This window comes from Natrinema sp. DC36, from assembly GCF_020405225.1.
Classification (GTDB): domain Archaea; phylum Halobacteriota; class Halobacteria; order Halobacteriales; family Natrialbaceae; genus Natrinema.
This window is the reverse complement of the sequence record NZ_CP084472.1, coordinates 2,961,850-2,986,013: the sequence shown is the minus strand read 5'-3', so window position 1 is coordinate 2,986,013 and position 24,164 is coordinate 2,961,850. Positions and strand designations below refer to the sequence as shown.

Annotated in this window: 27 protein-coding genes; 11 read left to right on the top strand and 16 right to left on the bottom strand. The window is 63.5% G+C overall.

All coding sequences use genetic code 11. The annotated features are described in order from the left end of the window. Positions 1-152: 152 nt before the first annotated feature. Entirely contained in the window at positions 153-1,589 is a 1,437-nt protein-coding gene (locus LDH74_RS15400; protein WP_226039593.1) for a DUF389 domain-containing protein, read from the top strand. Here the strand turns inward: LDH74_RS15400 and LDH74_RS15395 are convergent. After that, the gene (locus LDH74_RS15395) at positions 1,515-1,910 is read right to left on the bottom strand and encodes a hypothetical protein (RefSeq protein WP_226039592.1); all 396 of its coding nucleotides are present in this window, start codon (positions 1,908-1,910) and stop codon (positions 1,515-1,517) included. The genes LDH74_RS15400 and LDH74_RS15395 overlap by 75 nt on opposite strands. Positions 1,911-1,980: 70 nt before the next feature. Continuing rightward, positions 1,981-2,634 (bottom strand): class I SAM-dependent methyltransferase, encoded by a 654-nt coding sequence (locus LDH74_RS15390; RefSeq protein WP_226039591.1) that lies wholly within the window; start codon positions 2,632-2,634, stop codon positions 1,981-1,983. A gap of 252 nt (positions 2,635-2,886) precedes the next feature. Here LDH74_RS15390 and LDH74_RS15385 point away from each other — a divergent pair, with 252 nt between their 5' ends. Next, positions 2,887-3,726 carry an ion transporter gene (locus tag LDH74_RS15385; RefSeq protein ID WP_226039590.1) on the top strand — a complete coding sequence of 280 codons (840 nt, stop codon included), beginning with the start codon at positions 2,887-2,889 and terminating at the stop codon, positions 3,724-3,726. A gap of 434 nt (positions 3,727-4,160) precedes the next feature. Continuing rightward, on the top strand, positions 4,161-5,543 hold the full coding sequence (locus tag LDH74_RS15380; protein ID WP_226039589.1) for an FAD-dependent oxidoreductase: 1,383 nt from the start codon (positions 4,161-4,163) through the stop codon (positions 5,541-5,543). A 43-nt stretch (positions 5,544-5,586) separates the two neighbouring features. Here LDH74_RS15380 and LDH74_RS15375 read toward each other — a convergent pair whose 3' ends face one another. The 3 genes from LDH74_RS15375 to LDH74_RS15365 form a co-directional block, all read right to left on the bottom strand. Further along, positions 5,587-6,051, bottom strand: coding sequence for a pyridoxamine 5'-phosphate oxidase family protein (locus LDH74_RS15375; RefSeq protein ID WP_226039588.1), 465 nt, complete (start codon positions 6,049-6,051; stop codon positions 5,587-5,589). A 67-nt stretch (positions 6,052-6,118) separates the two neighbouring features. Next, a complete protein-coding gene (locus LDH74_RS15370; protein ID WP_226039587.1) occupies positions 6,119-7,105 on the bottom strand; it encodes an LEA type 2 family protein in 987 nt (328 codons plus the stop codon). A gap of 146 nt (positions 7,106-7,251) precedes the next feature. Further along, positions 7,252-7,851 (bottom strand): alpha/beta hydrolase, encoded by a 600-nt coding sequence (locus LDH74_RS15365; RefSeq protein ID WP_226039586.1) that lies wholly within the window; start codon positions 7,849-7,851, stop codon positions 7,252-7,254. A gap of 186 nt (positions 7,852-8,037) precedes the next feature. Here LDH74_RS15365 and LDH74_RS15360 point away from each other — a divergent pair, with 186 nt between their 5' ends. The 5 genes from LDH74_RS15360 (at position 8,038) to LDH74_RS15340 (ending at position 13,141) form a co-directional block, all read left to right on the top strand. Further along, on the top strand, positions 8,038-9,633 hold the full coding sequence (locus tag LDH74_RS15360) for a choline dehydrogenase (protein WP_226039585.1): 1,596 nt from the start codon (positions 8,038-8,040) through the stop codon (positions 9,631-9,633). A gap of 102 nt (positions 9,634-9,735) precedes the next feature. Beyond that, positions 9,736-10,401 carry an AIM24 family protein gene (locus LDH74_RS15355; RefSeq protein ID WP_226039584.1) on the top strand — a complete coding sequence of 222 codons (666 nt, stop codon included), beginning with the start codon at positions 9,736-9,738 and terminating at the stop codon, positions 10,399-10,401. Positions 10,402-10,470: 69 nt separating this feature from the next. Continuing rightward, positions 10,471-11,856, top strand: coding sequence for a sodium:calcium antiporter (locus tag LDH74_RS15350; protein WP_226039583.1), 1,386 nt, complete (start codon positions 10,471-10,473; stop codon positions 11,854-11,856). Positions 11,857-11,905: 49 nt separating this feature from the next. Further along, positions 11,906-12,646 (top strand): ZIP family metal transporter, encoded by a 741-nt coding sequence (locus LDH74_RS15345; protein ID WP_226042537.1) that lies wholly within the window; start codon positions 11,906-11,908, stop codon positions 12,644-12,646. A gap of 51 nt (positions 12,647-12,697) precedes the next feature. Beyond that, positions 12,698-13,141 (top strand): DUF2391 family protein, encoded by a 444-nt coding sequence (locus tag LDH74_RS15340; RefSeq protein ID WP_226039582.1) that lies wholly within the window; start codon positions 12,698-12,700, stop codon positions 13,139-13,141. Positions 13,142-13,163: 22 nt separating this feature from the next. Here LDH74_RS15340 and LDH74_RS15335 read toward each other — a convergent pair whose 3' ends face one another. From LDH74_RS15335 to LDH74_RS15325, 3 genes are all read right to left on the bottom strand, one after another. Next, on the bottom strand, positions 13,164-14,030 hold the full coding sequence (locus LDH74_RS15335; RefSeq protein WP_226039581.1) for a GNAT family N-acetyltransferase: 867 nt from the start codon (positions 14,028-14,030) through the stop codon (positions 13,164-13,166). Between the two features lie 82 nt (positions 14,031-14,112). After that, complete coding sequence (locus LDH74_RS15330) at positions 14,113-14,538, bottom strand: universal stress protein (RefSeq protein ID WP_226039580.1); 426 nt, start codon at positions 14,536-14,538, stop codon at positions 14,113-14,115. Between the two features lie 109 nt (positions 14,539-14,647). Next, positions 14,648-14,983: a hypothetical protein gene (locus LDH74_RS15325; protein ID WP_226039579.1), complete on the bottom strand. Its 336-nt coding sequence runs from the start codon at positions 14,981-14,983 to the stop codon at positions 14,648-14,650. Positions 14,984-15,109: 126 nt separating this feature from the next. Between LDH74_RS15325 and LDH74_RS15320 the strand changes: the two genes are divergently transcribed. Continuing rightward, on the top strand, positions 15,110-15,700 hold the full coding sequence (locus LDH74_RS15320; RefSeq protein ID WP_226039578.1) for a Rieske 2Fe-2S domain-containing protein: 591 nt from the start codon (positions 15,110-15,112) through the stop codon (positions 15,698-15,700). A 114-nt stretch (positions 15,701-15,814) separates the two neighbouring features. Beyond that, positions 15,815-16,267 (top strand): response regulator, encoded by a 453-nt coding sequence (locus tag LDH74_RS15315; protein WP_226039577.1) that lies wholly within the window; start codon positions 15,815-15,817, stop codon positions 16,265-16,267. A gap of 28 nt (positions 16,268-16,295) precedes the next feature. Here the strand turns inward: LDH74_RS15315 and LDH74_RS15310 are convergent, their stop codons facing one another. The 3 genes from LDH74_RS15310 to LDH74_RS15300 form a co-directional block, all read right to left on the bottom strand. Then, positions 16,296-17,177, bottom strand: a complete 882-nt coding sequence (locus tag LDH74_RS15310; protein ID WP_226039576.1) for a TIGR01548 family HAD-type hydrolase — start codon at positions 17,175-17,177, stop codon at positions 16,296-16,298. 40 nt (positions 17,178-17,217) lie between these two features. Continuing rightward, positions 17,218-17,847 carry a metalloprotease family protein gene (locus LDH74_RS15305; protein ID WP_226039575.1) on the bottom strand — a complete coding sequence of 210 codons (630 nt, stop codon included), beginning with the start codon at positions 17,845-17,847 and terminating at the stop codon, positions 17,218-17,220. A 136-nt stretch (positions 17,848-17,983) separates the two neighbouring features. Further along, positions 17,984-18,388, bottom strand: coding sequence for a UPF0146 family protein (locus LDH74_RS15300; RefSeq protein WP_226039574.1), 405 nt, complete (start codon positions 18,386-18,388; stop codon positions 17,984-17,986). A 39-nt stretch (positions 18,389-18,427) separates the two neighbouring features. Between LDH74_RS15300 and LDH74_RS15295 the strand changes: the two genes are divergently transcribed. Further along, a complete protein-coding gene (locus tag LDH74_RS15295; protein ID WP_098725348.1) occupies positions 18,428-18,949 on the top strand; it encodes an archaemetzincin family Zn-dependent metalloprotease in 522 nt (173 codons plus the stop codon). Positions 18,950-19,002: 53 nt separating this feature from the next. Here the strand turns inward: LDH74_RS15295 and LDH74_RS15290 are convergent, their stop codons facing one another. From LDH74_RS15290 to LDH74_RS15270, 5 genes are all read right to left on the bottom strand, one after another. After that, on the bottom strand, positions 19,003-20,817 hold the full coding sequence (locus tag LDH74_RS15290; protein WP_226039573.1) for a ribosome biogenesis/translation initiation ATPase RLI: 1,815 nt from the start codon (positions 20,815-20,817) through the stop codon (positions 19,003-19,005). 2 nt (positions 20,818-20,819) lie between these two features. Continuing rightward, positions 20,820-21,137, bottom strand: a complete 318-nt coding sequence (locus LDH74_RS15285) for a hypothetical protein (RefSeq protein WP_226039572.1) — start codon at positions 21,135-21,137, stop codon at positions 20,820-20,822. Positions 21,138-21,256: 119 nt separating this feature from the next. Next, the gene (locus LDH74_RS15280; RefSeq protein WP_226039571.1) at positions 21,257-22,129 is read right to left on the bottom strand and encodes a hypothetical protein; all 873 of its coding nucleotides are present in this window, start codon (positions 22,127-22,129) and stop codon (positions 21,257-21,259) included. A gap of 362 nt (positions 22,130-22,491) precedes the next feature. Next, on the bottom strand, positions 22,492-23,544 hold the full coding sequence (locus tag LDH74_RS15275) for a hypothetical protein (RefSeq protein ID WP_226039570.1): 1,053 nt from the start codon (positions 23,542-23,544) through the stop codon (positions 22,492-22,494). Continuing rightward, positions 23,541-24,113 carry a hypothetical protein gene (locus tag LDH74_RS15270; RefSeq protein ID WP_226039569.1) on the bottom strand — a complete coding sequence of 191 codons (573 nt, stop codon included), beginning with the start codon at positions 24,111-24,113 and terminating at the stop codon, positions 23,541-23,543. The genes LDH74_RS15275 and LDH74_RS15270 overlap by 4 nt, the downstream gene beginning before the upstream one ends. Positions 24,114-24,164: the final 51 nt, after the last annotated feature.

The following is a 24,164-nucleotide window of genomic DNA, read 5'->3' as shown; positions in this document are numbered from 1 at the left end:
ATTGGACCGCCTGCCGGTCGTCGAACGAGAGCCGTTCGAACGTCGGCTACTTATCGGCATTATATCACGAAACTTTCTGAGGGGGCCCATATGCACACTGTTACGGCGTTTAGTCGGCAGTTAGTAAATGCCCTCTACTCCGACCGGTCGGTATGCGACTCATTCAGGTCTTCGTTCCCAGCGACGACCACGACCTGGTACGGGAGACGCTCGCGGAGATGGAGGTGGAGTTCGTCTTCAGCGACGCCGACGATCATCGTGACGGGAGTCTGGCGAACATCCCGGTTCCGGCAGGGGCTGTGGACACGGTCCTCGAGCACCTGTACGACGCCGGCCTCGCGGACGACACGTACACCGTCGTCACGGAGGTCGATCGGGCGACCGTGCCGAACGCCGAGGAGCTGACGGACCGCTACGTCGAGGGTCCGAAAGGAAAGCGCGGCGCCTCGCACGCCGAGATTCGCGAGCGCGCGAAGGACCTGACGCCGGATACGGCGACGTACCTCGCGTTCGCCATCGCGAGCGCGATCGTCGCGGTGGCCGGCCTCCTGCTGGACTCCGCCATCGTCATCGTCGGCGCGATGGTGATCGCGCCGTTCGCGGGGTCGACGCTCTCCGCGAGCGCCGGCGCCGTCATCAGCGACCGCGAGATGGTCGTCGACAGCGCCACGTCACAGGTGACGGGGCTCGTCGTCGCCTACATCGGCGCTATCGTGATGAGCGTGTTCTTGCAACAGACCGGGTTCGTGCCGTCGACGCTGGCCGTCGGTCGCGTCGGCCAGGTGAGCGGGTTCGCCACGCCGAACCTTCTGACGCTCATCATCGCCATCGCGGCCGGGTTCGCCGGGGCGCTCGCGCTCGCGACCGACCTTCCCGTCTCGCTGGCCGGCGTCGCCGTCGCCGCGGCCATCGTTCCCGCCGCCGCGGCAGCCGGCATCGGCACAGCCTGGGGCGAGCCGCTCATCGTCGCGGGCGGCATCGTCCTGCTCCTGATGAACATCGTGTTCATCAACCTCACCGCGTACCTTACGCTCATCGCGCTCGGCTACCGCTCGTCGGTCATCAGAAACGTCCGCGAGAACGCCACCGTCTCGCTGCGCACGGGCGCGTACGCCATCATCGTCCTGTTGTTCCTGATCGTCGTGGTGGTGACCGCCTTCGGGACGTACCAGCACCTCGTCTTCGAACAGCAGGTGAACAGCGAGGTCCAGGACGTCCTCGAGGAGCCCGAGTACAGTACGCTGGAACTCGCCGGCGTCGGTACCGAGTACAACGACGGGAGCGCGTTCAGCGACGAGGTCTCGGTGACGGTAACCGTCGGACGCACGAGCGGTCTCGAAGACGAGAAACTGGCGGCGGATCTACAGACCGCGATCGATGCGCAGACGAGCCGATCCGTCCACGTCGACGTTCAGTTCGTCGACTACCAGCGCGCGGCGCCGACCGGAGCGACTGACAGTGGGCGGAGCGCGTGGTGGCCGCTCGACGAGTGGCTGCCGGGCTGGGCAGGCTCCTCAGTTCCGCAGTCGGTGCCACAGGCTGTGGCACTTCCGGCGGATCTTGTTGCAGAACGAGCCGACCCGACGTGACCCTGTGAGGAGCCGCAACGCGCGGATTGACCGACCGAGACGGAACAGACGGAACGGTCGGAACCACGGGACGACGGTGAGGATGAGGAACCAGTTCGAGCGAACGAACGCCCTCGGACCCTGGTCCGACCACCGATAGAGGAGCGCGACGTCGAGGAGGAAGACGACGAGGAGCCACCGGAGGACGCCCCGAACCGTCGTCGCGAGCGATTCGGAGACGACGAGTAGCTCAAAACCGATCGCAACGTCGACGACGAACAGGACGATCCACACGAGCGCCACGATCTCGACGAACGGTGGCCACCAGCGTTCGGCGTCCATCTACTGACTCGTAGCACGTCTCCACTCAAAACCTTGCGTCCGTCGAACGCTCGAGCCGCCCAGAAATCACCTACTCCTGCGAAGTTCGGAACGCGCGGACGGTATCTCGCTTGCCCACCTCGGTATCGATCTCGAGCATCCCCAGCTCGGTAAACACGCGGTTCCAGTCGCGGTGGTAGAGGGGGAAGTCGTCATTGACGTAGCTCACGTCGGGATCGGTCGACTCCGAGTGATCGGTCTGCTCATCGGCCTCGCCCTCGCCCTCGTCTTCGCCTTCGTTTTCGACCGTGATGAGGAGGTCGTCGGTGATCCGAGAGATATCCTCGAGAACCCACTCCGCGTCGGGGTGGAGGTGCTGGAGCGTTTCGACCGAGTAGACGACGTCGAACCGGTCGTCGTCGAAGTCGCCGACGACGCCTTCGATGGTGTCGTGGTAGAACGTGCCGGCGGCGGCGAGGTCGGGGTAGGTCTCTTCCATGACGTCGAACGCGTCGTCGTTGACGTCGATCCCGGTCAGGTCGTCGAAGCCGTGTTCGTGGAGATGTGCGAGGTGCCGACCCGAACTACAGCCGAGCTCGAGGATGGACGCGTCTCGGTCGACAAATTGCACGAGGTGCTCGAGAATCGACTCGCTCCGCTCGTCAGGGCCGTAGTAGGCGTAATACTCCGGGGAGTACTCTCCGGTCCGCTCTGCCCACTGGCGACGGACCTCGTTAGAATTCACGTGTATCATTGCCGGTGAACACCTAAAGTCTACTCGGACTCCGTCTGGTCCTCGTCGGGCGTTGTTCCCCGGTTCGTATCCGCGTCTCGCTCTCGATGCGAAATCAGTCGGCATCGTCGACGCTGGCTTCGTGCGTGAATGCACCGATTGCCTCTCCCTCCGATGGGACGATCACGAGCCGGGAACCGAAAGGTTTCCCTCACTCCGATAACCGAGGGCCTACGTATCTCGCACTCGGAGTACGACTGTCGAATGACGATCGAATCGCCGCCCGGCGGCCGTGACGTTCGGGAAACCGTCCGCTTCTATCTCCTGGATCACCGGACTGCGCTGGGAAAGACGATCGACATCACGCTGTTGGTACTCAACCTCGTCTTCGTCGCCGTCTTCGTCGCGGAAACCTATCCGCTCTCCGTCGAGCTTCAGTCTCGGCTCTGGCAACTCGAGATAGCGATCGCCGTCGTGTTTCTGATGGAGTACGTTCTTCGACTCTACGGTGCGGCGAATCGCCTCGAGGAGGCCACCGATCCCTACACCGTGGTCGACCTGATCGCAATTCTTCCGACGTTCCTCGTGGTGTTGCTGCCGGGCGTCGCGATGGTCGCCAACGTCGGCTTCCTGCGCGTGGTTCGGGTCGTCCGTGTCCTCCGATTTTACCGCTTTACGCAGGACGCGGAGTTCTTCTTCGGGACGATTTCGGATAACGCCTTACGCGCGCTGCAGTTGCTGTTGACGGTGCTGGTGCTCCTCTTCGTCTCTGCGGGCCTGTTCTACAGCGCGGAACACGTCGTCAACCCCGACGTCAGTACGTTTGGCGACGCGTTCTACTTCGTCGTGGTAGCGCTGTCGACCGTCGGATTCGGCGATATCGTTCCGATTACGACCGCGGGACGGTGGGTCACGGTGGCAGCGATCCTGGCCGGTATCATCGTTATCCCGTGGCAGGCGAGCAAGATCATCCGCGAGTGGAGCCATAGGGAGAAGATCAACGTCACGTGCCCGAACTGTGGGCTCTCGTATCACGACCGCGATGCGTCACACTGCAAGGCGTGTGGCCACGTCATCTATCAGGAGCACGACTCGCGCGAGTAGACCGAAACCGGAAACGGATCGTCCCGACTCGGAGACCACAGAGCTAAGACAACGACTCGAGGGTTTACTTCCGTTCTGTACGCGCGTTTTCCTCCTGCCGCTGTGCAACGAGCGATTCGTCACTCCCGCGCTCGGGAGCACGAGTTGTCACCGGTACGTCGACTGTCGATACAACAGGGGCTGAATGGCACCGGATTGCCGGGGATGAGAGGCGTGAACGAGAGCAGATTGCCGGATTTCGAGTGGGTTCTCTCAGCTGTATCCCCGGATTCGGCCCCTCTGTCTGAAGGTATGGGCACTCTCTTCCTGGTATCTGCGGTCCGAGAATACAGCCGTCGAGGAGGGATACGACAAATGACGAAAACCCACTCGAAAAAATATGAGTTATCAGTCTGGAGTCGAACGAATGCAATACCGACCCACACCGATCAATAATGTCTGGCAAATACGACCTCGTAATCGTCGGCGGAGGTATCAGTGGTGCATCACTTCTATACACGACCGCGAAGTTCACTGATATCGACTCGATCGCGCTGATCGAGAAGGAATCGGAGATCGCAGCGATCAACTCCCACCACACGAACAACTCCCAGACCCTCCACTTCGGGGATATCGAGACCAACTACACGCTCGAGAAGGCCGAAGAGGTCAAAGAGGGGGCGGAACTCCTCGCGGGGTATCTGGAGAACACCGATCCGGACCGGGAGATGCACGCCAAGCGCAGCAAGATGGTGCTCGGCGTCGGTGACGAGGAGGTCGCGGAACTCGAGCAACGGTACGAGGACGACGGCTTCGGCGACCTCTACCCGAAGCTTCGACCGATCGGTCGCGAGGAGATCGGCGAGATCGAGCCGAAGGTCGTCGAGGGCCGCGATCCCTCGAAGGACATGCTCGCGCTGCAGACGCCGGACGGCTACGTCGTCGACTACGGCGAGACGACGAAGTCGTTCGTCGCCGAGGCCGAGGAGGAGGCGAACGTCGATGTCTTCACCGGCACGGAAGTCACGGACATCACGCCGACGCTGGACGGCTACACGATCGAGACGGACGACGGCCGCTTCGACTGTGACGCGACCGTCGTCGCGGCTGGCTCGCACAGCCTCCAGATCGCGAAGGAACTCGGCTACGGCCAGGACAAGGTCCTGCTCCCCATCGCCGGGAGCTTCTTCCTCGCGGACGACCTCCTGAACGGGAAGGTTTACACGCTCCAGATGAAGAAGCTGCCCTTCGCCGCCGTCCACGGCGACGCGGACGTCCACGACGCCTCGATCACGCGGTTCGGGCCGACCGCGAAGCTCGTCCCGACGCTCGAGCGCGGCCGTATCACGACCGTCAAAGACTTCCTCGACGTGTTCGGACTGAACGCGGCGGCGTTCCTGAGCTACGCCAACATCCTCTCGGATCGGATCCTCCTGCCGTACGTGCTCCGGAACCTCGTCTACGACCTCCCGAACGTCGGCCGGAAACAGTTCCTGCCCCACGTCCAGAAGGTCGTCCCGAGCGTCGAACTCGAGGACATCGAACGTGCCAAGGGCTACGGCGGCGTCCGCCCGCAGATCGTCGACACGAAGAACAAGTCCCTCGATATGGGCGAGGCGAAAATCGTCGGCGACGACGTCATCTTCAACATCACGCCGTCGCCGGGCGCTTCGACGTGTCTCAAGAACGCGATGCGGGACACGCACACGGTGCTCGAGTTCCTCGGCGACGAGTACGAGTTCGACGAGTCGGCGTTCCGCGAGGAGACGATCGACAACTTCCCGCGCGGCGACGACTCCGACGGACCGAAGGCGGTCAAACCCAGCGCCGACGACTGACCGCCCGGACACAGCGAGACGGAAACGGACGTACTACCGGACGTTATTCGGATTTTTCGCCCGTTCCTTTCCCCATCCGTTCGCTATAGTCCCAGCTGTAGACCGCTCGCGGCTCGAGTCGGATGCGAACCTCGTCGCGGTCGTCGTCGAGCAATCGCCGTGCGAGCGGGGACCCCGTCCCGCCGAGGTATCGCTCGATGAGGTCTCGCAAGACCGTCTTGTCGCTATCGGACGAGAGTTCGACGGTTCCGTTCCCCCTGATCCCGCGGTAGGGGACGTCGTTGGTCGAGATGTCGAAGGCGACTTCGGGATCGTGTCGGAGGAAGCGTACTACGTCCGCGTTCGCCCCCGTCGCACACTCGAGCGCGCCGTCGCGATAGCGGTACCACAGCGTGACGAGCCACGGCGAGTCGTCCGGCCGTCGGGTGGCGATTCGGATCGGGATCGTCGCCTCCTGCAGGAACTCCTCGACCTCGTCTTCGGTCCACGTTCCGCGGAAGTCGGTCATGTCCGGGTACACGTGGCGGAGTCCGAAAAAGCCGACCGGACGGTAGTCGCTTCGGCGCGATCGACGTTCACGGATCGATCGGCCTCATCGCACTCGTCGACTCGTTCCTCGCTGACTCGTTCGCACTCGAGTCCGCTGTGCCGAACAGGTCCGTCTGGAAGGTTCGTTCGTACGAGATGAACTCGAGCGGAACCGTACGTTCGACGCCGCCGTACTCGAGGGTCGCGTCGAAGTCGACGGTCAGATTCGACGTCTCGTCGTTCCGAAGGTGCGTGACCCACCACTCGTCGAGCCTGGAGTTATTGATGGCCGCAGTCGCCTCGAGCGGTTGCGTACTGTCGGGCTCCAGCACGGTCTGTTCGGCGGCGGTTCCCCGTCCGACGACGATTCCGTTCAACTGGACCGTGTACCTGATTTCCGTGAGCGGTACCGGGATCGGCGTCGGGTTGGTCACCGTCGCTGACGCGTCGATCGGCGTTCGGTTCACGGTGGCGTTCCCCCACGCCGCGTTCGTGTCGTTGACGACCATCACCGTCCGGCCGAACGCCTGAAACTCCTGACTTTCGTTCGTTTCGAGTGGCTCGAGCAGGTCCGTGTGGACCGTCCGGGTTTGCGTCCAGTCGTCTGCCGGGAGTTGGATGCCGGCGTAGTCGACGACCACGTCCGGTTCGACGCGTACCGTCGTCGTCTCGTTGTTGTTGATGTGGGAGGCCCACCACGCCGGGATCTCGTCGTTGTCGAGCCACGTCGAGACGGTGACGGTGCTCTCGTCGCCAGCGAGGTGGACGCGGTTTTCCTGCTCCGTCGCGAATTCGATGTCGTTCATCGAGACCGTGTACGAGACGTCCGCCGCGGCGTCGCCGACGCGGAGCAACAGCGGATTGTCGACGCCGATCCGCGTTTCGACTTCGGTTCGGTCGTTCGTGACGGTTCCCCACTCGTTGTCGACCGATTCGACCTGCGGGCGGTCCACGGCGAGGACGCCGTAGGCCGCGGTTGCGACGAGCAGGACGACTGCGACGAAAATCACGATTCCCGTTCTACGACGGACCATCTGCCGACGCTTCCACGCGGCCGTAGTTCCGGCGTCGCGTTACACGTTCATGCCATTGAAATCCGGGGCGATCGATCGCTCGGTGCTCGAGCCACGCGGAACGCCGTGACGGCGCGGGTCATCCGTCGACGACGGGAAACGAGCGCTCACTCCAGCGCCGCGGGGCCGTCCTCGATCGTCGCGGCGCTGACGACGGCGTCGTCCGGCGTGTAGAAGACGACGCCGGTCGCCTCGAATTGAAACGGCGGCAGGTGTGACTGGGCGCGCTTTGCCTCCCGCAGGAAGGTCGGCGCGATGCGGTTCGGGGTGTCCTCGAGTTGTCGGTCGGTGGCGAGCTCGCCCAGCATCTCGCGGTCCGTACCCCCGGTCGGGAGAATCGACCATGGGAGAGGGAGCTTCATCGCCAGCGAGACGAGCGGGTTCCGCATGTCCGCGTGGAACCCCCACCACGGACTCAGGTAGACTCGGTGCTCGGCCCCCTCGAGATACTCGGCGACGAGGCCGCCCGTGCTGTGGGTCAGCAGCCGATAGTGTTCGAGGTCGTCGACGTACTCCGCGACGGGCTTCACCCACTCCGTTCCGAAGTCGGTGACGACGGTCGGAATCTGAAAGACGGTGACGCGGTAGTCGGCCTCGACGAGCCGATCGACGAGCCACCGCACGTTCTCGTGTTCGATCCGGTTCCCCCACCCCAGCACGAAGACGAGGTCGCGCTTTCCGGCCCGATTGAACGTTTCGCGTCGCATACACGCGCGGACGAACAACGTCCACATAGACGTACCGGTGCGTTCGGTCGCGATCGGTCGCTCCGCGGCCCTGGACCCGCGTACTCCGTCGCGGCACGCTCGCTCCGGTGGACCCCGACGGAGTGGTGCCGGCCCGTTTCCGCGAGGCGAACTACTATATCTATCTCTGATATGTGTTAGCATATCATGGAAGGGGAAGAACGATCCGCCGATTACGTGATCGTCGGCGCGGGGCCGGCGGGATGTGTGCTCGCGAACAGGTTGTCGGCTGACGCCGACACCGAGGTACTGCTGCTCGAGGCCGGGACGCCGGACGAGAACCGCGAGATCGGCATTCCGGCGGCGTTCTCGGACCTGTTCCAGTCGGGAGTCGACTGGAACTATCACACCGCGGCCCAGTCGGAACTCAACGACAGGGAACTCTACTGGCCCCGCGGGAAGACGCTGGGCGGCTCGAGTTCGATCAACGCGATGATCTACGTACGCGGCCAGCCCGAAGACTACGATCACTGGGCGGACCTGGGAAACGACGGCTGGGGGTACGAGGAAGTTCTTCCCTCTTTCATGCGGGCCGAAGACAACGAGCGCGGCCCCTCGGATTCCCACTCGATCAGCGGGCCGCGCCACGTCGCCGACCTCCGGTCGCCGAACGAACTCAGCGAGGCGTTCGTCGATGCCGGACGGGCGGTCGGCCTGCCCCACAACGAGGACTTCAACGCCGGCGAGCAGGACGGGGTCGGCTTCTACCAGGTCACCCAGAAGGACGGCCGTCGCCACAGCGCCGCCGACGCGTACCTGAAACCGGCGCTGGATCGGCCGAACCTGACCGCGGTGACGGGAGCGCGAGTGACGCGGGTCCGCTTCGATGGGACGAACGCCGTCGGCGTGGAGTACGCTCGAGACGATGCCGACGGGAGTCCCGCGACGGTCGATGCGACCGAGGAAGTCATCCTCTCGGCCGGTGCCGTCAACTCGCCCCACTTGCTCATGCTCTCCGGCGTCGGCCCGGCGGACCACCTCGCGGAACACGGTATTTCCGTCGTCGAAGACCTCCCCGGCGTCGGTCGAAATCTGCAGGATCACCTGCAGGTCGGGGTCAACTACGCGTGCGAGAAACCGATCACCCTCGCGGACGCGGACTCGATCCGGAACCTCCTCACGTTCCTGGTGTTGAAGACGGGACCGCTCACCTCGAACATCGCCGAAGCGGGCGGCTTCGCGACCGTCACCGAGGACGCCGACCGGCCCGATATCCAGTTTCACTTCGCACCGTCGTACTTCGTCGATCACGGGTTCGACAACCCCGACGGGCACGGCTTCTCCCTGGGCGCGCTCCGGCTCCGTCCCGACAGCCGCGGCCGGATCGCGCTCGAGTCCGCCGACCCCTTCGACGAACCGGCCATCGACCCGCAGTATCTGACCGAGGGCGACGATCTCGAGGTGCTTCTCGAGGGGCTCAAACTGGTCCGGGAGATCCTGCAGGCGGAGCCGTTCGACGAGTATCGCGGGGCGGAGGTCCTCCCCGGCTCCGACGTGCAGAGCGACGAGGGGCTGATCGAGCACATCCGCGAGACGGCCGAGACGCTGTACCATCCCGTCGGTACCTGCAAGATGGGCGACGACGACACGGCCGTCGTCGACGACCGGCTCCGGGTCCGCGGGCTCGAGGGGTTGCGCGTCGTCGACGCCTCGGTGATGCCGACGATCACGAGCGGCAACACGGACGCGCCGACGACGATGATCGCCGAGAAGGCGGCCGATTTCGTTCGGAACGGTGCCTGATCGATGTCGGGCAGTCGTTCACGCTGCCCTGAAAGTGGTGTATCAGTAACTATTTCTTCGCACCCGCCCAAGGGTCAGGAGAGCCAACAGGCTCGAGACACTATGAACGTCGATGAATTCGTCAGCGCGAACGAACCGAAAGACGGCGGCGAGACCTTCCAGCTCGAGAACGGCAAGCTACTGGACGTCGACCTCGACGGTTCGGTAACTGCCAAGGCCGGATCGATGATCGCGTACGACGGGGATATCTCCTTCAAGGGGAAGTCCTCCGCCGAAGGCGGAATCACCGGCTTCCTCAAGGAGAAAGCCACGAGCGAGGGAACGCCGGTGATGGAGGCGACCGGAACGGGTCATCTTTATCTGGCGGATCGGGAGAAGAAGATCCAGATCCTCGAACTCGACGCCGGCCAGTCGATCTCGGTCAACGGGAACGACGTGCTCGCGTTCGAGTCGAGCGTGAACTACGAGATCCGAACCATCAAGAGCATCGCCGGCTTCTCGGCTGGCGGCATGACCAACGTCTTTCTCGAGGGTCCCGGCAGCGTCGCGATCACGACCCACGGCGAGCCGCTGGTCCTGACACCCCCCGTCAGAACCGATCCCAGTGCGACCGTCGCCTGGAGCGGGACCACCCCCGGCAGTCACGTCGACGGCGCCCTCTCGAACATGATCGGGCAGTCCTCGGACGAGACCTACCAGCTCGAGTTCACCGGCTCGGAGGGTTTCGTCGTCGTCCAGCCCTACGAGGAGCACGCGCCACAGCAGTAGCAGGCCGTATTGCCATCACACCGTATCACGTATCACCGCTCGACCGGTACGCGTTCCTATACGAGTTCTATGAGACGACGAGCGCTCGGCGCGATTTCGGCCGCGGTCGCACTGACACTCCCCTGGGTCGCCGTAGTGGTGGCTACCGATCTCCTCCCCTGGCTCGCGACGGCCCTCGGGTTCGACTATCGAGCACCGGCTGCGCTCCGAACGCTCTCGACGCTCAGCACGGTGATCGTGACCGGAGTCGCCGTCCTCGGTGCGGCGTTCCTCCTCGCGTGGGCCGCCGAAACCGCCGAAAAGGACGTGCCACAAGCGTTCGCGATCGCGGTCCTCGCCGTGTTGGCGGTCGCGCCAGAGTACGCCGTCGACGCCCTCTACGCGTGGAACGCGGGCGTGTTCGCGGGAACCGAACGAGGAGTCGAGGCCGGCAACCTGGCGGTCGCCAACATGACCGGCGCGAACCGGATCCTCATCGGCATCGGCTGGGCCGGCGTCGCTCTCTTTACGATCTTCCGCCGGGGGTCGTCGGCCGATCCCGCCGTCGAGAACCGCCCCGGCTTCCTCACCGACGTCGTCATCCTCGATCGAGAAATCGGCCTCGAGATCGTGTTTCTCCTCATCGCGACGCTCTGGGCGTTCCTCGTCCCGCTCAACGGCGGGATCGACATCTTCGACATGCTGTTTCTAGTCGGCCTCTACGTCTGCTACATCGCGGTTATCCTCCGCGGCGAGGTCGAACCGGACATGGACCACGTCGGCGTGCCGGCGTACCTTCAGGGCTTCTCCAGACCGGGCCGAATCGCGACCGTCCTCGTGCTCTTCGCCTACTCCGGCGTGATGATCTTCACCGCCGTCGAGCCCTTCGCACACGGGCTCGAGGAACTCGGCGAGAGCGTCGGTATCCCCTCCTTCTTCATGATTCAGTGGATCGCGCCGCTGGCCTCCGAAGCGCCGGAGCTCATCGTCGTCGTCTACCTGGTGAACAAGGCGCGCTCGACGGCGGGCTTCAACGCCTTGATCTCGTCGAAGCTCAACCAGTGGACGCTACTCATCGGGACGCTCGTCGTCGTCCACTCCCTCGCGCTGGGTCGCTACGGCGTCCTCGCCTTCGACTTCAAGCAATCCGCGGAGATCTGGCTGACCGCCGCCCAGTCCTTCTTCGCCGTCTCGCTGCTGGTCCGGTTCGAAATCTCGGTCAGGGAGGCGCTCGTCCTGCTCGTCCTGTTCCTCTCGCAGGTCCTCCTCGAGTTCGCCATCATTCGGGAGTACGTTTCGCTCCCCGTCTCGAGTACGGAACTCCTGCTCGTCTACACCGCGATCTACATGGTCCTCGGGACGGCGCTGTTCGTCAGCCGGCGACGAGCGTTCGGTCGTCTCGTGCGGCGAACGGCGGGGACCATCGGCGACGCGATGCCGATGGGTGGAGACCGTCCGGCCAGCGTCGACGACTGAATCGGCCGGCCACAGACCGATACTTCTCGGCGTGGTATCGTCCGCGTGGATGCTCTCGAGCGACGCACTGTTTTCGGACGCGGTGCTCACACCGGTGTTCGCGATCGCCCTCGCGCTGGTTCATCTCTTTGCCGGCCGACTGGGCTTCGGCGGTCGGTTCCCGCGGAGCCGATGGCTGTCGATCGCCGGCGGCGTCTCGGTCGCTTACGTCTTCGTCCACCTCCTGCCAGAGGTCGGTGAGGCAGCGGCGACGCTCGCGGAACACGGGAACCCGACCGTCTTCGCCGAACACCACGGCTACCTGATCGCGCTCCTCGGGTTCGTCACCTTCTACGGCCTCGAGCACCTCGCTCGACGGTCGAATACCGATTCGGACGGAATCGTCAAATTGGCCGGAACCGACGTCTTCTGGATCCACGTCGGATCGTTCGCCGCCTACAACGCGATCGTCGGCTACCTCCTGTGGGACCGTGAACTCGGCAGTGTCCTCCTGTTTACCGTCGCGATGGCGCTGCACTTCCTCGTCACGGACGACAGCCTCCGAGACCACCACGGGAAGCCGTATCACCGCCGCGGACGGTGGGTGTTGTCCGCATCGGTGCTCGCCGGCTTCGCCGGCGGCTACGTCCTCGAGGACACCGAACTCCTCATCGCGGTGTTCGTGCCGTTTCTGGCCGGCGGGATCATCCTCAACGTGATCAAGGAGGAGCTGCCGTCGGATCGGGAGAGCCGATTCTGGGCGTTCGCCGGCGGTGCGGCGGGCTACGCCGCGCTGCTGTTGTTCGTGTAAGCTCGCCGCCGCAAACGGGACCGTTTTATCGCTCCACCGTAATCTCCCGCTATGAAGCTTCGCCGGCCGCGCCGTCCGCAGGACTTCCGACTCGCGGACTCGGCCCAGCAGATCGTCGGCGGATTCCTGCTCGCCGGTCCGTTCGTGGTCACCGAAGAGGTCTGGACGCTCGCGGGGAACATGCACGACCTGCAGGCGCTGGCGATCGTCGCTATCGTCTTCACTATCGGCTACGCGGCGCTGTACAAGGCGGACACGACCAGAGACGCGGACGACGAACAGGAAGTCGCCGGGATTCCGATCCGTTTCATCTCGCTGATGCTGGTCACCTTCGGTTCGGTCACCATCCTCGCGCTCCTGTTCGGTGCTCCCGAGACGTTTCTCGAGCCCGAGACGAACGGCGAGTTCGCCGAGGTCACGTTCAAAGCCGTGGCCGTGGGCTCGGTCTTCAGCGTCATCGGCGCGGCGACGGCCGACAGCATCTTCGCGAAGTAACGGCGCTCGCCTGCCCTCGACGTTAGAGGTGCGAGTCGTCGTACGACTCCTTGGATCGCTCCGCGTGGGAGTTCCCGCAGGCGCTACACTCGAGTCGTTCCATGTTGTCCATCGAGACGTCGAGCGAGCCGCAGTTCGCACAGTAGTAGCCGTACTGTTCCTCGTGGCCCTCGTCTTCGTAGGTGATGAAAAACGGTGCCGCGGTGCCGGATTTCTCCCCGTCACGGGCGATGTACACCGTCTTTCCGTCGTCGCTCGTCGCCGTCAGGTGACCGTCCGTCGTCTCCGTTTCGGGAAATTCGTCCACCTCCGCGTCCTCCGCATCCGATTCGTCTTTCGCCATCTTCTCATCACCCGACTCATCCGCCCGCGACTCCGTCGGGAGCTCCACGTCGATATCCGAATCCGTGTATACGTACTTTACCAGGGACTCGCCGGCGACCTCGATACGGCGGTCGCCGTCGTGCTCGAGACCGAACCGTTCGACGAACTGGTGGCCCTCGGTGTTGGCCTCGAGGACGGTGACGCAGACGTGATCGGCACCGCCGTCGCGGAGCGCCTCGGTCGCGGTCTCGTACAGCTCCGTTCCGATACCCTTGCCTCGGTGCTCGGGGTCGACGAACAGCCAGTTCACCTCGCCCCACTCGTCCTCGAGGCGTCCCTCGACGAAGCCGGCGATGGCCGTACCTTCGATCCCCTCGCCGGTTTCGACGAGGTGAAGCAGGGTGTTCTCGTCGTCGATCTTCTCGGCGATGGCCTCGTCGGCGAACTGACCGTCGGTAATCCCGTCGATCTGCTGTGGACTGAGCCTGAACGAGCTCGTCATCGAACTGTCCACGACCTCGCGAATCCGCTCGGCCTCGTCGGGTTTCGGTTCCCGAATTTCCATACTGGATGAACGGTCCCGTTCCGGATAAGATGGCTGCCGGCGGAAACAAGCGACGCTCCGAGTCTGCCCGGCCGTGAGTGAGTTATTCCCCACCACCGCTGCCGGTGACGACCACCGGACGGTCCGAACTGAGAATGATTCCCTGGGTCGTGCTGCCGAAGATCGCTTTCCCGACCGGCGAGCGCTTTCGGCCGCCGAGGACGATCGAGTCGACGTCGTAGGCCTCGGCTTCCTCGAGGATGTCGTCTTCCGTGTCGCCGCTGTCCTCGAGGATCGTCACCTCGATGCCGGCGGCCTCGAGGGTCTCCTGTGCGCGGCGGACGGAGCCGATCCGCGAGGCCGACTTGAACTTCTCGAACTCCTGTGGGAGGTCGTCGCTGTCCTCGGTGAAGACGAACAGGAGGTAGGCCTCGACCGACTCCGCGGCGTTCGGCAGTGACGTTACGTATTCGGCCTGCGCCAGCGCACGCTCCTCGGTCGTATCGACCGGGATTAACACGCGATACATGGCCCGACGTTCGGATGGGGTGACAATAAAACCCGCTTTGAGTCCCGCTGTTTCGGAGACGGTCGGGCGACTATCACTGTTTGCAACCGATCGCACAACCGCCGTCCGATCAGTCCTCGTCGGGTTCCGCTTCCTCGGCTTCGCTTTCCGTTGCTTCCTCGTCGGGTTCCGCTTCCTCGGCTTCGCTTTCCGTTGCTTCCTCGTCGGGTTCCGCTTCCTCGGCTTCGCTTTCCGTTGCTTCCTCGTCCTCGTCGGTTCCACCGGTCGATTCCTCGTTCGCGTCGCTTTCGCCTTCGACCTCGATCTCCGCTTCGACCTCGATCGTCAGCCCGTTCGCCTCGAGTTCCCCCTCGAACTCGCGCTGGTCGCCGACTTCGATCTCGAGTTCGTTCGAGTCCACTTCCACTTCGACCTCCACGTCGACGGTGACTTCTGCGTCGTCCATACGCGTCGTTCGCTCGGCGTCCCTAAAGGAATATCGCGCGCTCTCGGTGACCGGATTCGACCGCTCGATCTCGGAGGCGGCAACTCGGTCCGGAACGTACTTTTAGGCTGGCCGAAAATAGGGCGTATGACCGATCCCGTCCGAGTAACGCTCGAGGGACACGACGAATCCGCCTCCGTTCGCGTCTACGACGACGAGGGCGACGTGTCGACCGACGACGCGACGTTTCGATTCAGCGTCGACGGCGGAAGCGAGGGGGGCTCGAGCAGCGACGAAACCGATGCGACTGATGAAACCGATGAAACCGACGGGATCGCCCCCGAACGGCCGGCGACGGCGAGCGACGACACCAGACGCATCGCTCCGCTCGCGGCCGTTCCGACGGACGGAACGCTTCGGTGCGAGGCTCGGTCCGGGAATCGGGGAACCGAACTGATCCTCCGGCGGACGGGCGACGAGGTGTCCGCGTGGCGGAACTCGTGTCCGCACAGGCCGACTGTTCGACTCGATCCCGGCCCCGGCGCGATCGTCCGCGACGACCACCTGGTGTGTCACGAACACGGCGCGCGCTTCGAGTGCGGTGACGGCGTCTGCACGGCGGGACCGTGCCGCGGTGCGACGCTCGACTCCGTCGCCGTGATCGTTCGCGATGAGACCGTCTACCTGGCCGACGATCGATTCGATTCGTGCCACCGACTGGACGAGCCGGTCGCGTGATCGGCCCGACCGACTTGTTCGGTCGCGACGCCGCCTATCGATACCTGTGTACAAACGAGTACATTCAGTTTGAATAACCGTATACTTCTTTTCCGACTCCCTCCAAACAGGTGTATGTCTCCACCGATCGAGGATGCGATCACCATTCTGCTAGTCGAACCCAACCCCGGCGACGCGCGGCTGTTCTCAGAGTCGTTCGAGGACGCGAACATCGCGAGCGACATTCACACGGTCACCGACGGCGAAGCGGCGCTCGATTTCGTCCACCAGCGCAACGACCACGCGGAGAGCCCGCGTCCGGACATGATTCTGCTGGATTTCCAGCTCCCCGATGTTGACGGCGCTGATATCCTTTCTGAACTCAAGTCCGAACGGGCGCTCCGATCAATCCCTGTGATCGTACTGACGAGTTCGGCGTCGGAGGAGGACATCGCCCGTTCGTACGACCTCCACGCGAACGCGTACGTCCAGAAACCGGTCGAACCGGACGAATTCATCGATCTCGTCCGCTCGTTCGAAAATTTCTGGCTGACTTTCGTTCGTCTCCCCGGCGAACAGCTCTCCTAGCCGGTCGGAACCGACGCGCTCGAGGCCGTTACGACTCGAGCAGGTCCGGTAGCGCGTTGATCGACTCGAGGATCGCCGCCGCGCCCTCGCGCTCGTACTTCTGCCGTCCCTCCTCGCCCGTCAACCCGCCGGTCAGCACGCCGATACCGCGGTAGTCCCGGGTCGGATCGGCGTCGCCGGCGTTGACCGCCGTCCGGATATCGTCCAGCGTGTCGCCGACGAAGACGACCGACTCGGCGTCGAATCGCTCCGCGAGCGTCGTCAACGCCCGCGGGTGGGGCTTCCCTTCTTCCCAGTCGTCCATCGTAAAGCGGTGCTCGATCGGAATCGCGTCGTCGAGCCCGACTCGATCGAGCGCGATCTCGGCTTCGGCTTCCGGTCGCCCGGTCAGGACGCCGACGTCGTACCCCTCGAGCAGCCGATCTCTCGCGTCGGCTTCGAGCAACACCGGCTCGTCGTGGATAAACCCGCGCGTTTCGCGCTCGAGGTCGGGTTCGCCGCCCTCGAGCCCGCGATAGAGATCGTCGCCGAGGTACAGTTGCTGAAAGACGTCGCGGAGTCGCTCGCGGTCCCAGCGGTTCGTCACGCGCTGGGTCGCCCGCGCGCCGATCGCCTCGCGGACGACGGTTTCGGCCGCCTCGAGGCCGCCGCCCGCGGTGGCGATCCCGTCGGTGTATTCCTCGAGCGACTCGCGATAGCCTTCCTCGGTCGCGAGGATGTAGAGCGCGGCGGCGTCCGTCAGCTCCCAGTCGTTGTTGAACCCGCCCGCGTCTTTGAACAACTGAATGTCGTCCTTCCGGATCGTCCGGTCGTAGACCGTGTCGACGGATTCGACGATCGCCCGTCGGTAGGAATCTGCAACGTCGACGAGTACCCCGTCGATATCGAGGACGACGGCATCTGCGTTCATAGCCGTCCGAACGGGCCGACGGGGATAAAAGAGACCGATTTCAAAGCCCGCCGAGTCCCACGACCCACGCCGCCAGGACGAACAGACCGATCGCGTAGAGCACGTCCGCCCAGAGCCACGAGAGCAGGTTCGCAATGTAGATTACGACGACGATCGGAACGCCGAGCAACACCCTCGGCGACCCCCGCCACTCGGCGCGCGACCGAGTCCAGAGCACGTTCGCGTCCCCCCTGCTCGGAAACGCGTGCATCCCGATCGAGAGTCCCAGCCAGCCGAGGACGGTTGCGGCGGCGATCGTCCCGTTCGAGACGGTTTGGAGATCACCGACCGTCGCGACGAGCGCTGCGAGACTCAGGAACGCAGCGAACGCGACCACCGTGTTGACGAGAAACGGCGCGACGCTGACGACGAACGACGCCCGATACCGATCGGGCGTGACGTGTCGGACGTACCCCGGCGGATCGCCAAAGCGGAAGTACGCGACCTCGAGGACGGGAACCCCGACGAGATCGCAGGCCTGTTTGTGGGCGAACTCGTGGACGACGACGCCCGGAACCGTAAAGAGCCGGAACAGGAACCGAACGAGGGCGACGATACCGACGAGTACCGCCGCCAGCACCGCAATGGCGACCGCGATTACGACGGCGTAAGTGACGTACTCGGCGTTCACGATTGTTGAACTGTCCCGCGTCAAGATAATTCATTCGTGCTGGCCTCACGGTTGTGTCGGTCTCACACACGCATCTGGCTTACGAACGTACCAATTTCACGCGCGTCTGACTCACAGTCGTACCGGTTTATCACGGTCACTCGGGCAGCGCTCGAGCCACGTACAGCGTCCCCGCCGCGATCGTCTTCCGTTCGACCGGTACTGCGGGCTGATCACCGCCCAGCGTCGTAAACAGGAAATCGGCGTCGGCATTGCGGGCCACCTCGAGCGCCGGCCGGTGAAGTTCCGGCGGCAGGTTCCGCGCGTACACCACGTCTGCGCTCGCGTAAATCGCGGGGTCGGGATCGACGATATCGTCGCGGACGAACCGCACTCCCTCCGGCACGTCGCGGTCGTGGATATCGGTCGCGGTGACCGATACTCCCCGTTCCGCGAGCGCTCGAGCGGGGTCGGTCCGGCGGCCGATCCCGACCTCGACGGCGCGCTCGTAGCGCGCGAGGTGATCGTTCATCGTCTCGAGATTCCGGCGAGAGTGGGCCACGGCGGGACGTTTATGCCACCCGCGGCCATAGCCCTTGCTATGCTCGTCGATATCGTGCCGGTCGGCAACGTCCCCGCCGAGGTCAAGCGGGCGGCCTCCACCGCGTTGCGATCGGTCTACGACTGCGACGTGTCGGTCAACGACTCGCAGTCGGTCCCCAACGGCGCTTACGACTCCGATCGGAACCAGTACTCCGCCGAGACGTTCATTCAACTCGCCGAACGGGTCGGCCGCGGCACGAAAAACATCGCAATCACCCCTCACGACCTCTTCTACCGACGGCGCAACTACGTCTTCGGACTGGCCTACCTCGACGGCAGCGGGAGCGTCGTCTCCACCTATCGGCTGCAGACCTCGAGCGACGGCGGCTTCTCGAACCAGAGCGCCGCCGACATCTTCGAGGATCGCGTCCGCAAGGAGATCGTCCACGAGATCGGCCACACCTACGGCCTCGAGCACTGCGACAACAACCGCTGCGTGATGAACTTCTCGCCGACGGTCCGTGAGGTCGACATCAAAGAGGAGAACCTCTGTGGGAGCTGTCAGCGGCTGATTAGCTAATTCCGAGTATCAATTCTTGACGCGGTACGACTGCCGAATTCCGAGCCGACGACCTACGGCGCGTAGTAGTACTCGCCCTCGCTTTTCTGCTGGCTATCCAGCTGCGAGTCGGGCTTGTTGATCCGCGGCCGGGAGGTGCGCTCGTCCCGGCGGAAGGTAACCTCGAGGTTCGCGAGGAACTCGTTCATGCCGTCGCGCATCGGTTGTGGCTGGCCGGCGTGACCCTGAACCGCGGGTTCGCCGTCGAAGACCATGAGGCGATCGGCGAGCAGATCCATCATGTAGATGTCGTGGTCGATAACCATCACGGTGGCGTCTTGCTGTTCGGCGTAGCGCCGAATCGCCTTGGAGGCCTGGACCCGCTGTTCGACGTCGAGGTGGGCCGAGGGCTCGTCGAGCAAGTAGAGATCGGCCGAGTCCGACAGGCAGGCCGCGATGGCCACCCGCTGGCGTTCGCCGCCGGAAAGGTCCGACAGGTTCTGCTCCATGATCCGCTCTAACTGGAGCGGCTGGGCGATCTCGGTGTTCCAGTACGAGGAACCGAACTGGTCCGTGATCGACGAGAGGAACGCGTCGACCCGCATGTGCTGGTCGATCGTGACGTACTGGGGCTTGTAGGAGATATCGAGATCGAGGTCGGTGTCGCCGCCATCGGGCGTGAGGTTCCCGGTGAGCAACTTCGCGAACGTCGACTTCCCGATCCCGTTCGGACCGACGACTCCCAGCACTTCGTTCTCACGAATCGCGCCGCCCTCGACCTCCAGCGTGAACTCGCCCTCGCCGTAGCTCTTGGTGAGGTCGGGGTACTCCACGAGCGTATCGCCGTAGGTTTCGGTTCGGGGCGCGTGCTCCTCGAATTCGATCGGATCCGGCCGGATCCGCATGTTCTCGTTGTCGAGGTAGCCCGAGAGGTACTCGTTGATCCCGTTGCGGACCGATTTCGGCGAGGTGATGACGCCGTACGCACCCGGCTCACCGTAAGCGACGTGGAGCGTGTCCGCGAGCAGGTCGAGGATCGCGAGGTCGTGTTCGACGACGAGCACCGACCTGTCCTCCGCCTCGGCGAGTTCGCGGATCAGCCGCGCCGCCGTCACGCGCTGGCCGATATCGAGGTACGGCGTGACCTCGTCGAGGAAGTAGAAGTCCGTATCGCGGGCGAGCGTCGCCGCGATGGCGACCCGCTGGAGTTCCCCGCCCGAGAGGTCGTCGATCGACTGCTCCATGACCGGCCCGATCTCGAGCCGTTCGACCAGTTCGTCGAGCGCACCGCGCTCGTCGGTTCGCTCGAGGAGCTGTCGGGTGTTCCCGTCGAAACTGTTCGGGATCTGATCGACGTACTGGGGCTTTCGCGCGATCGTGATGTCGCCGTCGCGCACGTCCGCGATGTAGTCCTGCAGTTCGGTCCCCCGATAGGCCTCGAGCACCTCGTCCCAGCCCGGTTCCTCCTCGTGGCGGCCGAGGTTGGGCTCGAGTTCGCCGGCCAAAATGCGGACGGCGGTCGTCTTCCCGATCCCGTTGGGACCGAGGATCCCGGTGACCTGGCCCTCCTGCGGTGCGGGGAGGCCGTAGAGCGAGAAGGCGTTCTCGCCGTAGCGGTGGACGGGCTCGTCCTGGAGTTCCTGCGGGAGGTTGATGATCTCGATCGCGTCGAAGGGACACTTCTCGACGCAGATACCGCAGGTCTCGCCAAGACAGATCTCCTCGGAGATGTGGATCTGTTCGGGCTGGCCCTCGGCGGCCTCCTCGCCGCGGAGGGTGATACACTCCTTTCCGGTTCGATTCGGCGGGCAGTAGTTCTTGCACTCGTAGCTGCACCGATCGGGCTGGCACCGGTCTAAGTCTACGACGGCGATGCTGTCGTCCGCCATGGTTAGCCCGAGAACTCCGCGGTCAGCAGAATGCCCCACGTCACGAACCACAGCGAGAAGGTCATGAACGCGATGAACAGGTAGTGTTTCGCCCCGAACTCGTCCTCGCCGTAGATCCCCGAGGCGTTGATGAAGATGTACTGGACGAGGATCGCTCCCAGGACGAACGCGAGTGCCTGCGTGTTCTGGGCTGCTGTCTGGGAGAGCCCGACCCAGTTCGCGGAGGCCAGCGCCGCGCCGACGCCCAGCAGCGCGGACAGGGCGGTTACGCTGACCGAGCGGATGTGCTCGCGCCGGTCACTGATCGATTCGGTCGACATGGATCGAAATCCGAGGCCAGCGCTAAAAAGGTGTTCGCATTGTGTACGAATCGGTGCCCGTCCGCGGCGTCTCACTCGACCCGCCTCGCTGACGGTGCGGACTCGAGGGGGACAACCGATCACGTGATTTCGAAGATATCTCCGTCGGTACGATCGCTGGTGTCGGAGTACGTCGCTTGGTAGGACTCACCGGTCGGCCCGTCGACATCGATGTTCGAGAGTTCGATGGTAACGGTTCCTTTCTCGTTGCCCTGTGCGGTGTACGTGAGCTGAGACGACTGCGAGTCGAACGATGCATCGCCCTTGCCGCTTTGGACCGTGAGGTCGGCGTCCGTCACGCTACTGTAGTCGACGCCGCCGTTGTCCTGCGGATCGGAGAAGTCGATCGTCGCGACGCCTTTGTTGCCGAGCCCGTCGACGCTAAACGAGACCGTCTGCGTCGTACTATCGGTGGTGACGTCGTTCGCGTTGAACGTCGCAGCCCCGGTAAACTTCCCTTGACCACACTGGATATCGACGGTCGCGTTGAACGTCGGCTCCGCGATTCGTATCGTCGTCCCCGTTACGCCGTCGACGCGAACGACGACGTTCTGTGGACCGACGCTCTGCTTTGCCGCGCATTCGATTGTGACGTTCGTTTCGTCCCCGGCGGCGACCGTATCGCCGGTCGTCGGCGATGCGACGGCCAAGAGACTATCGTCGACGCTCCCATCGCCGATGGACTGGATCGTCACGTCCTGCACCTCGAGCGATTCGTCGACGTTATTGACGAGGGTTCCGACGCGGAGCGGATCGCTGTCGGCTCGCAGTTCCGTCCCGCTTACGTCGCCCGCGCTCTCGATGCCGAGGTAGGCGTTCGAATCCGTGGCGGTCCGGATGTCGGTACCGCGGTCGGCCGCGAACGAACTGAACCCGAACGACGGGCCGACGAGTAAGAGCGTCCCCACTACCACTACCACAGCACCGGCTTTCGTGATCGAATGCTTGCCCATTGTCCCCCGCTACACGGTATGCTTTCGGTCCGCCGTGCCTCATCCTCGGCTCCGTCGTGACCTAGTATAGCGTACCTATCCCCTCGGATAATCAGGACAAAAGGACTGTCTATCTTCCAAACCGTTTACTACGTTTATTCCGTTCGAAATACGATGGATCAGATCCTCTCGCGGTTGACCTAATCAAGGTGCCGCCTCTACCTGTGCAGAAAGCGTTCTGTATCAGTTCTCACGCCGACTTCTGTGTCGAACGCCGATTCCGAGAGAACACGTCGTGGTCCGTCGGACTGTTATCTCCGAACCGCCGGGTTAGAACTGCAGAACGTAATTTCACGAATCGACCCGACCCCCTCCCGCGAGTCTCACAGACCGAGAGTGATTTCGACCGGTATCTCCTCGTTTGGCTCGTTCGAATTCGCACCCTCGACGTATAGCACGATAGTGACGGTTTTCCCTTGCATATCTACCTGATTGTAGGTGCCTCCGTTCTCACCGTCGCGGAACTGTTCGATATCGACGACGACCGACTCTCCGTTCGTTATCGCCGTAGAGCTCGACAAATTGTACCGGTTGGTTCCGACCTGAAGACTGCCGTCAAGATTGACCGTCCCAGTCGAATCAACCGTGACTTCGTCGCCTGCGGAGGGAAAGATGAATCCATCATCGAGCATATTGATGTGTGTCGAATCACTGGCATCGGTTACCGTAATTCCAGTCACAGTTGCTCCGTTTGTACCAGTGTTCTCGAGTTCGAACTGAACTCTGCTGTTCCCCTGTCCCTCGTCGTATCCGGTCGGTGCGAGGGCTTCTGGCGTCCCTTCGACGACCTGGAGATCAATGTCAGGGTCGTTAATCGGGATCGGATCGTCGGTCAGTTTTCCATCGCCGGCGCTGTCGTCCTCGTCACAATCGTACGAAATCCCGCCGACGGTGTACGTGGCTTCGGTCACCGAAAGTCCCGACCCCTCCGCGTCGATCAGGAACGTCACTTCTGCGTTACTGGCGGTTCCGCCACCTTTTCCACACGCCAGGCTCACCGGTTGGGGCGGGTCTTCCGGATCGAGAGTTGATAGCTCGCCATCGTTAGCCACCTGTAAAATCGAATCGTCTGCCCCGCTCACCGAGGCGACTTCGACCGTAACCGAACCGAACGAATTTTCGATGTTGTTCTCGAGTTCGATAGTATCGACTTCGTTACTCTCACATTGCCTTGTGAAGAACCCCGTGCAGGTACGAGTGATCTCGCTGGTCTCCTGATCCGTAATTCCGAGATACGCCGTCGCCGGCGTTTCAGCCGCATTCACTTGTACCCCTCTGTCGGCAGTCAGCGACGATATTCCGAGTACCGGTGCAAGCATCGCTACTGTCCCGAGCAACACGAATACGATCCCGAGTTTCGTGAATCTGCTCGTCATGGTGGCCGGTCCATTTCACCGAGTCGCATCCGCCGGTTCTGTACCACGTGGACGACCGCCGAGACGGCAAACAGCCCGAATATCGCCGTCGCCCAACCGAGTTCCGGAACCGTCTCGGTCGGAACGACCTCGAGCCACAGCCCCGCCATCACGACCGAGCCGACCGCAGTTAACCCGAGGTAGTAGACAGCCCACGGGACCGAGTCGCCGGGGACGATATCGAGATAGACGTCCAGTTCGGCCGCCTCGTCGGTGAGTTCGATCGTTCGATCGTCGAACTCGATCATACCGGCTCGCTCGAGCGTGGGGAGATGCGTTTGCTGCAGTGAGGTGTAGACGCGCTTTCGCTCGGCCGACGTGATCGCTTCGACCTCCTTGTCGAGTTCCCAGGCGGCGACGTGTTCGGCGAGATCGCCGAGCGTGACGGGTTCGTCCTCGCGCTTGCAGTAGTGGATGGCGTATCGGCGACGCTGGTTGCTTAGCAGGTCGAAAATTTCGCCTTCTTGTGACTGATCGTCTCGCTTTGTTGACCTTGCTGTAGCCGACTGGCTCTCGCCTGTTGTCGCCATCCCCCTAATCAGTACGAATAACAGTTCTATTGATATATAATGCTTGTTGCC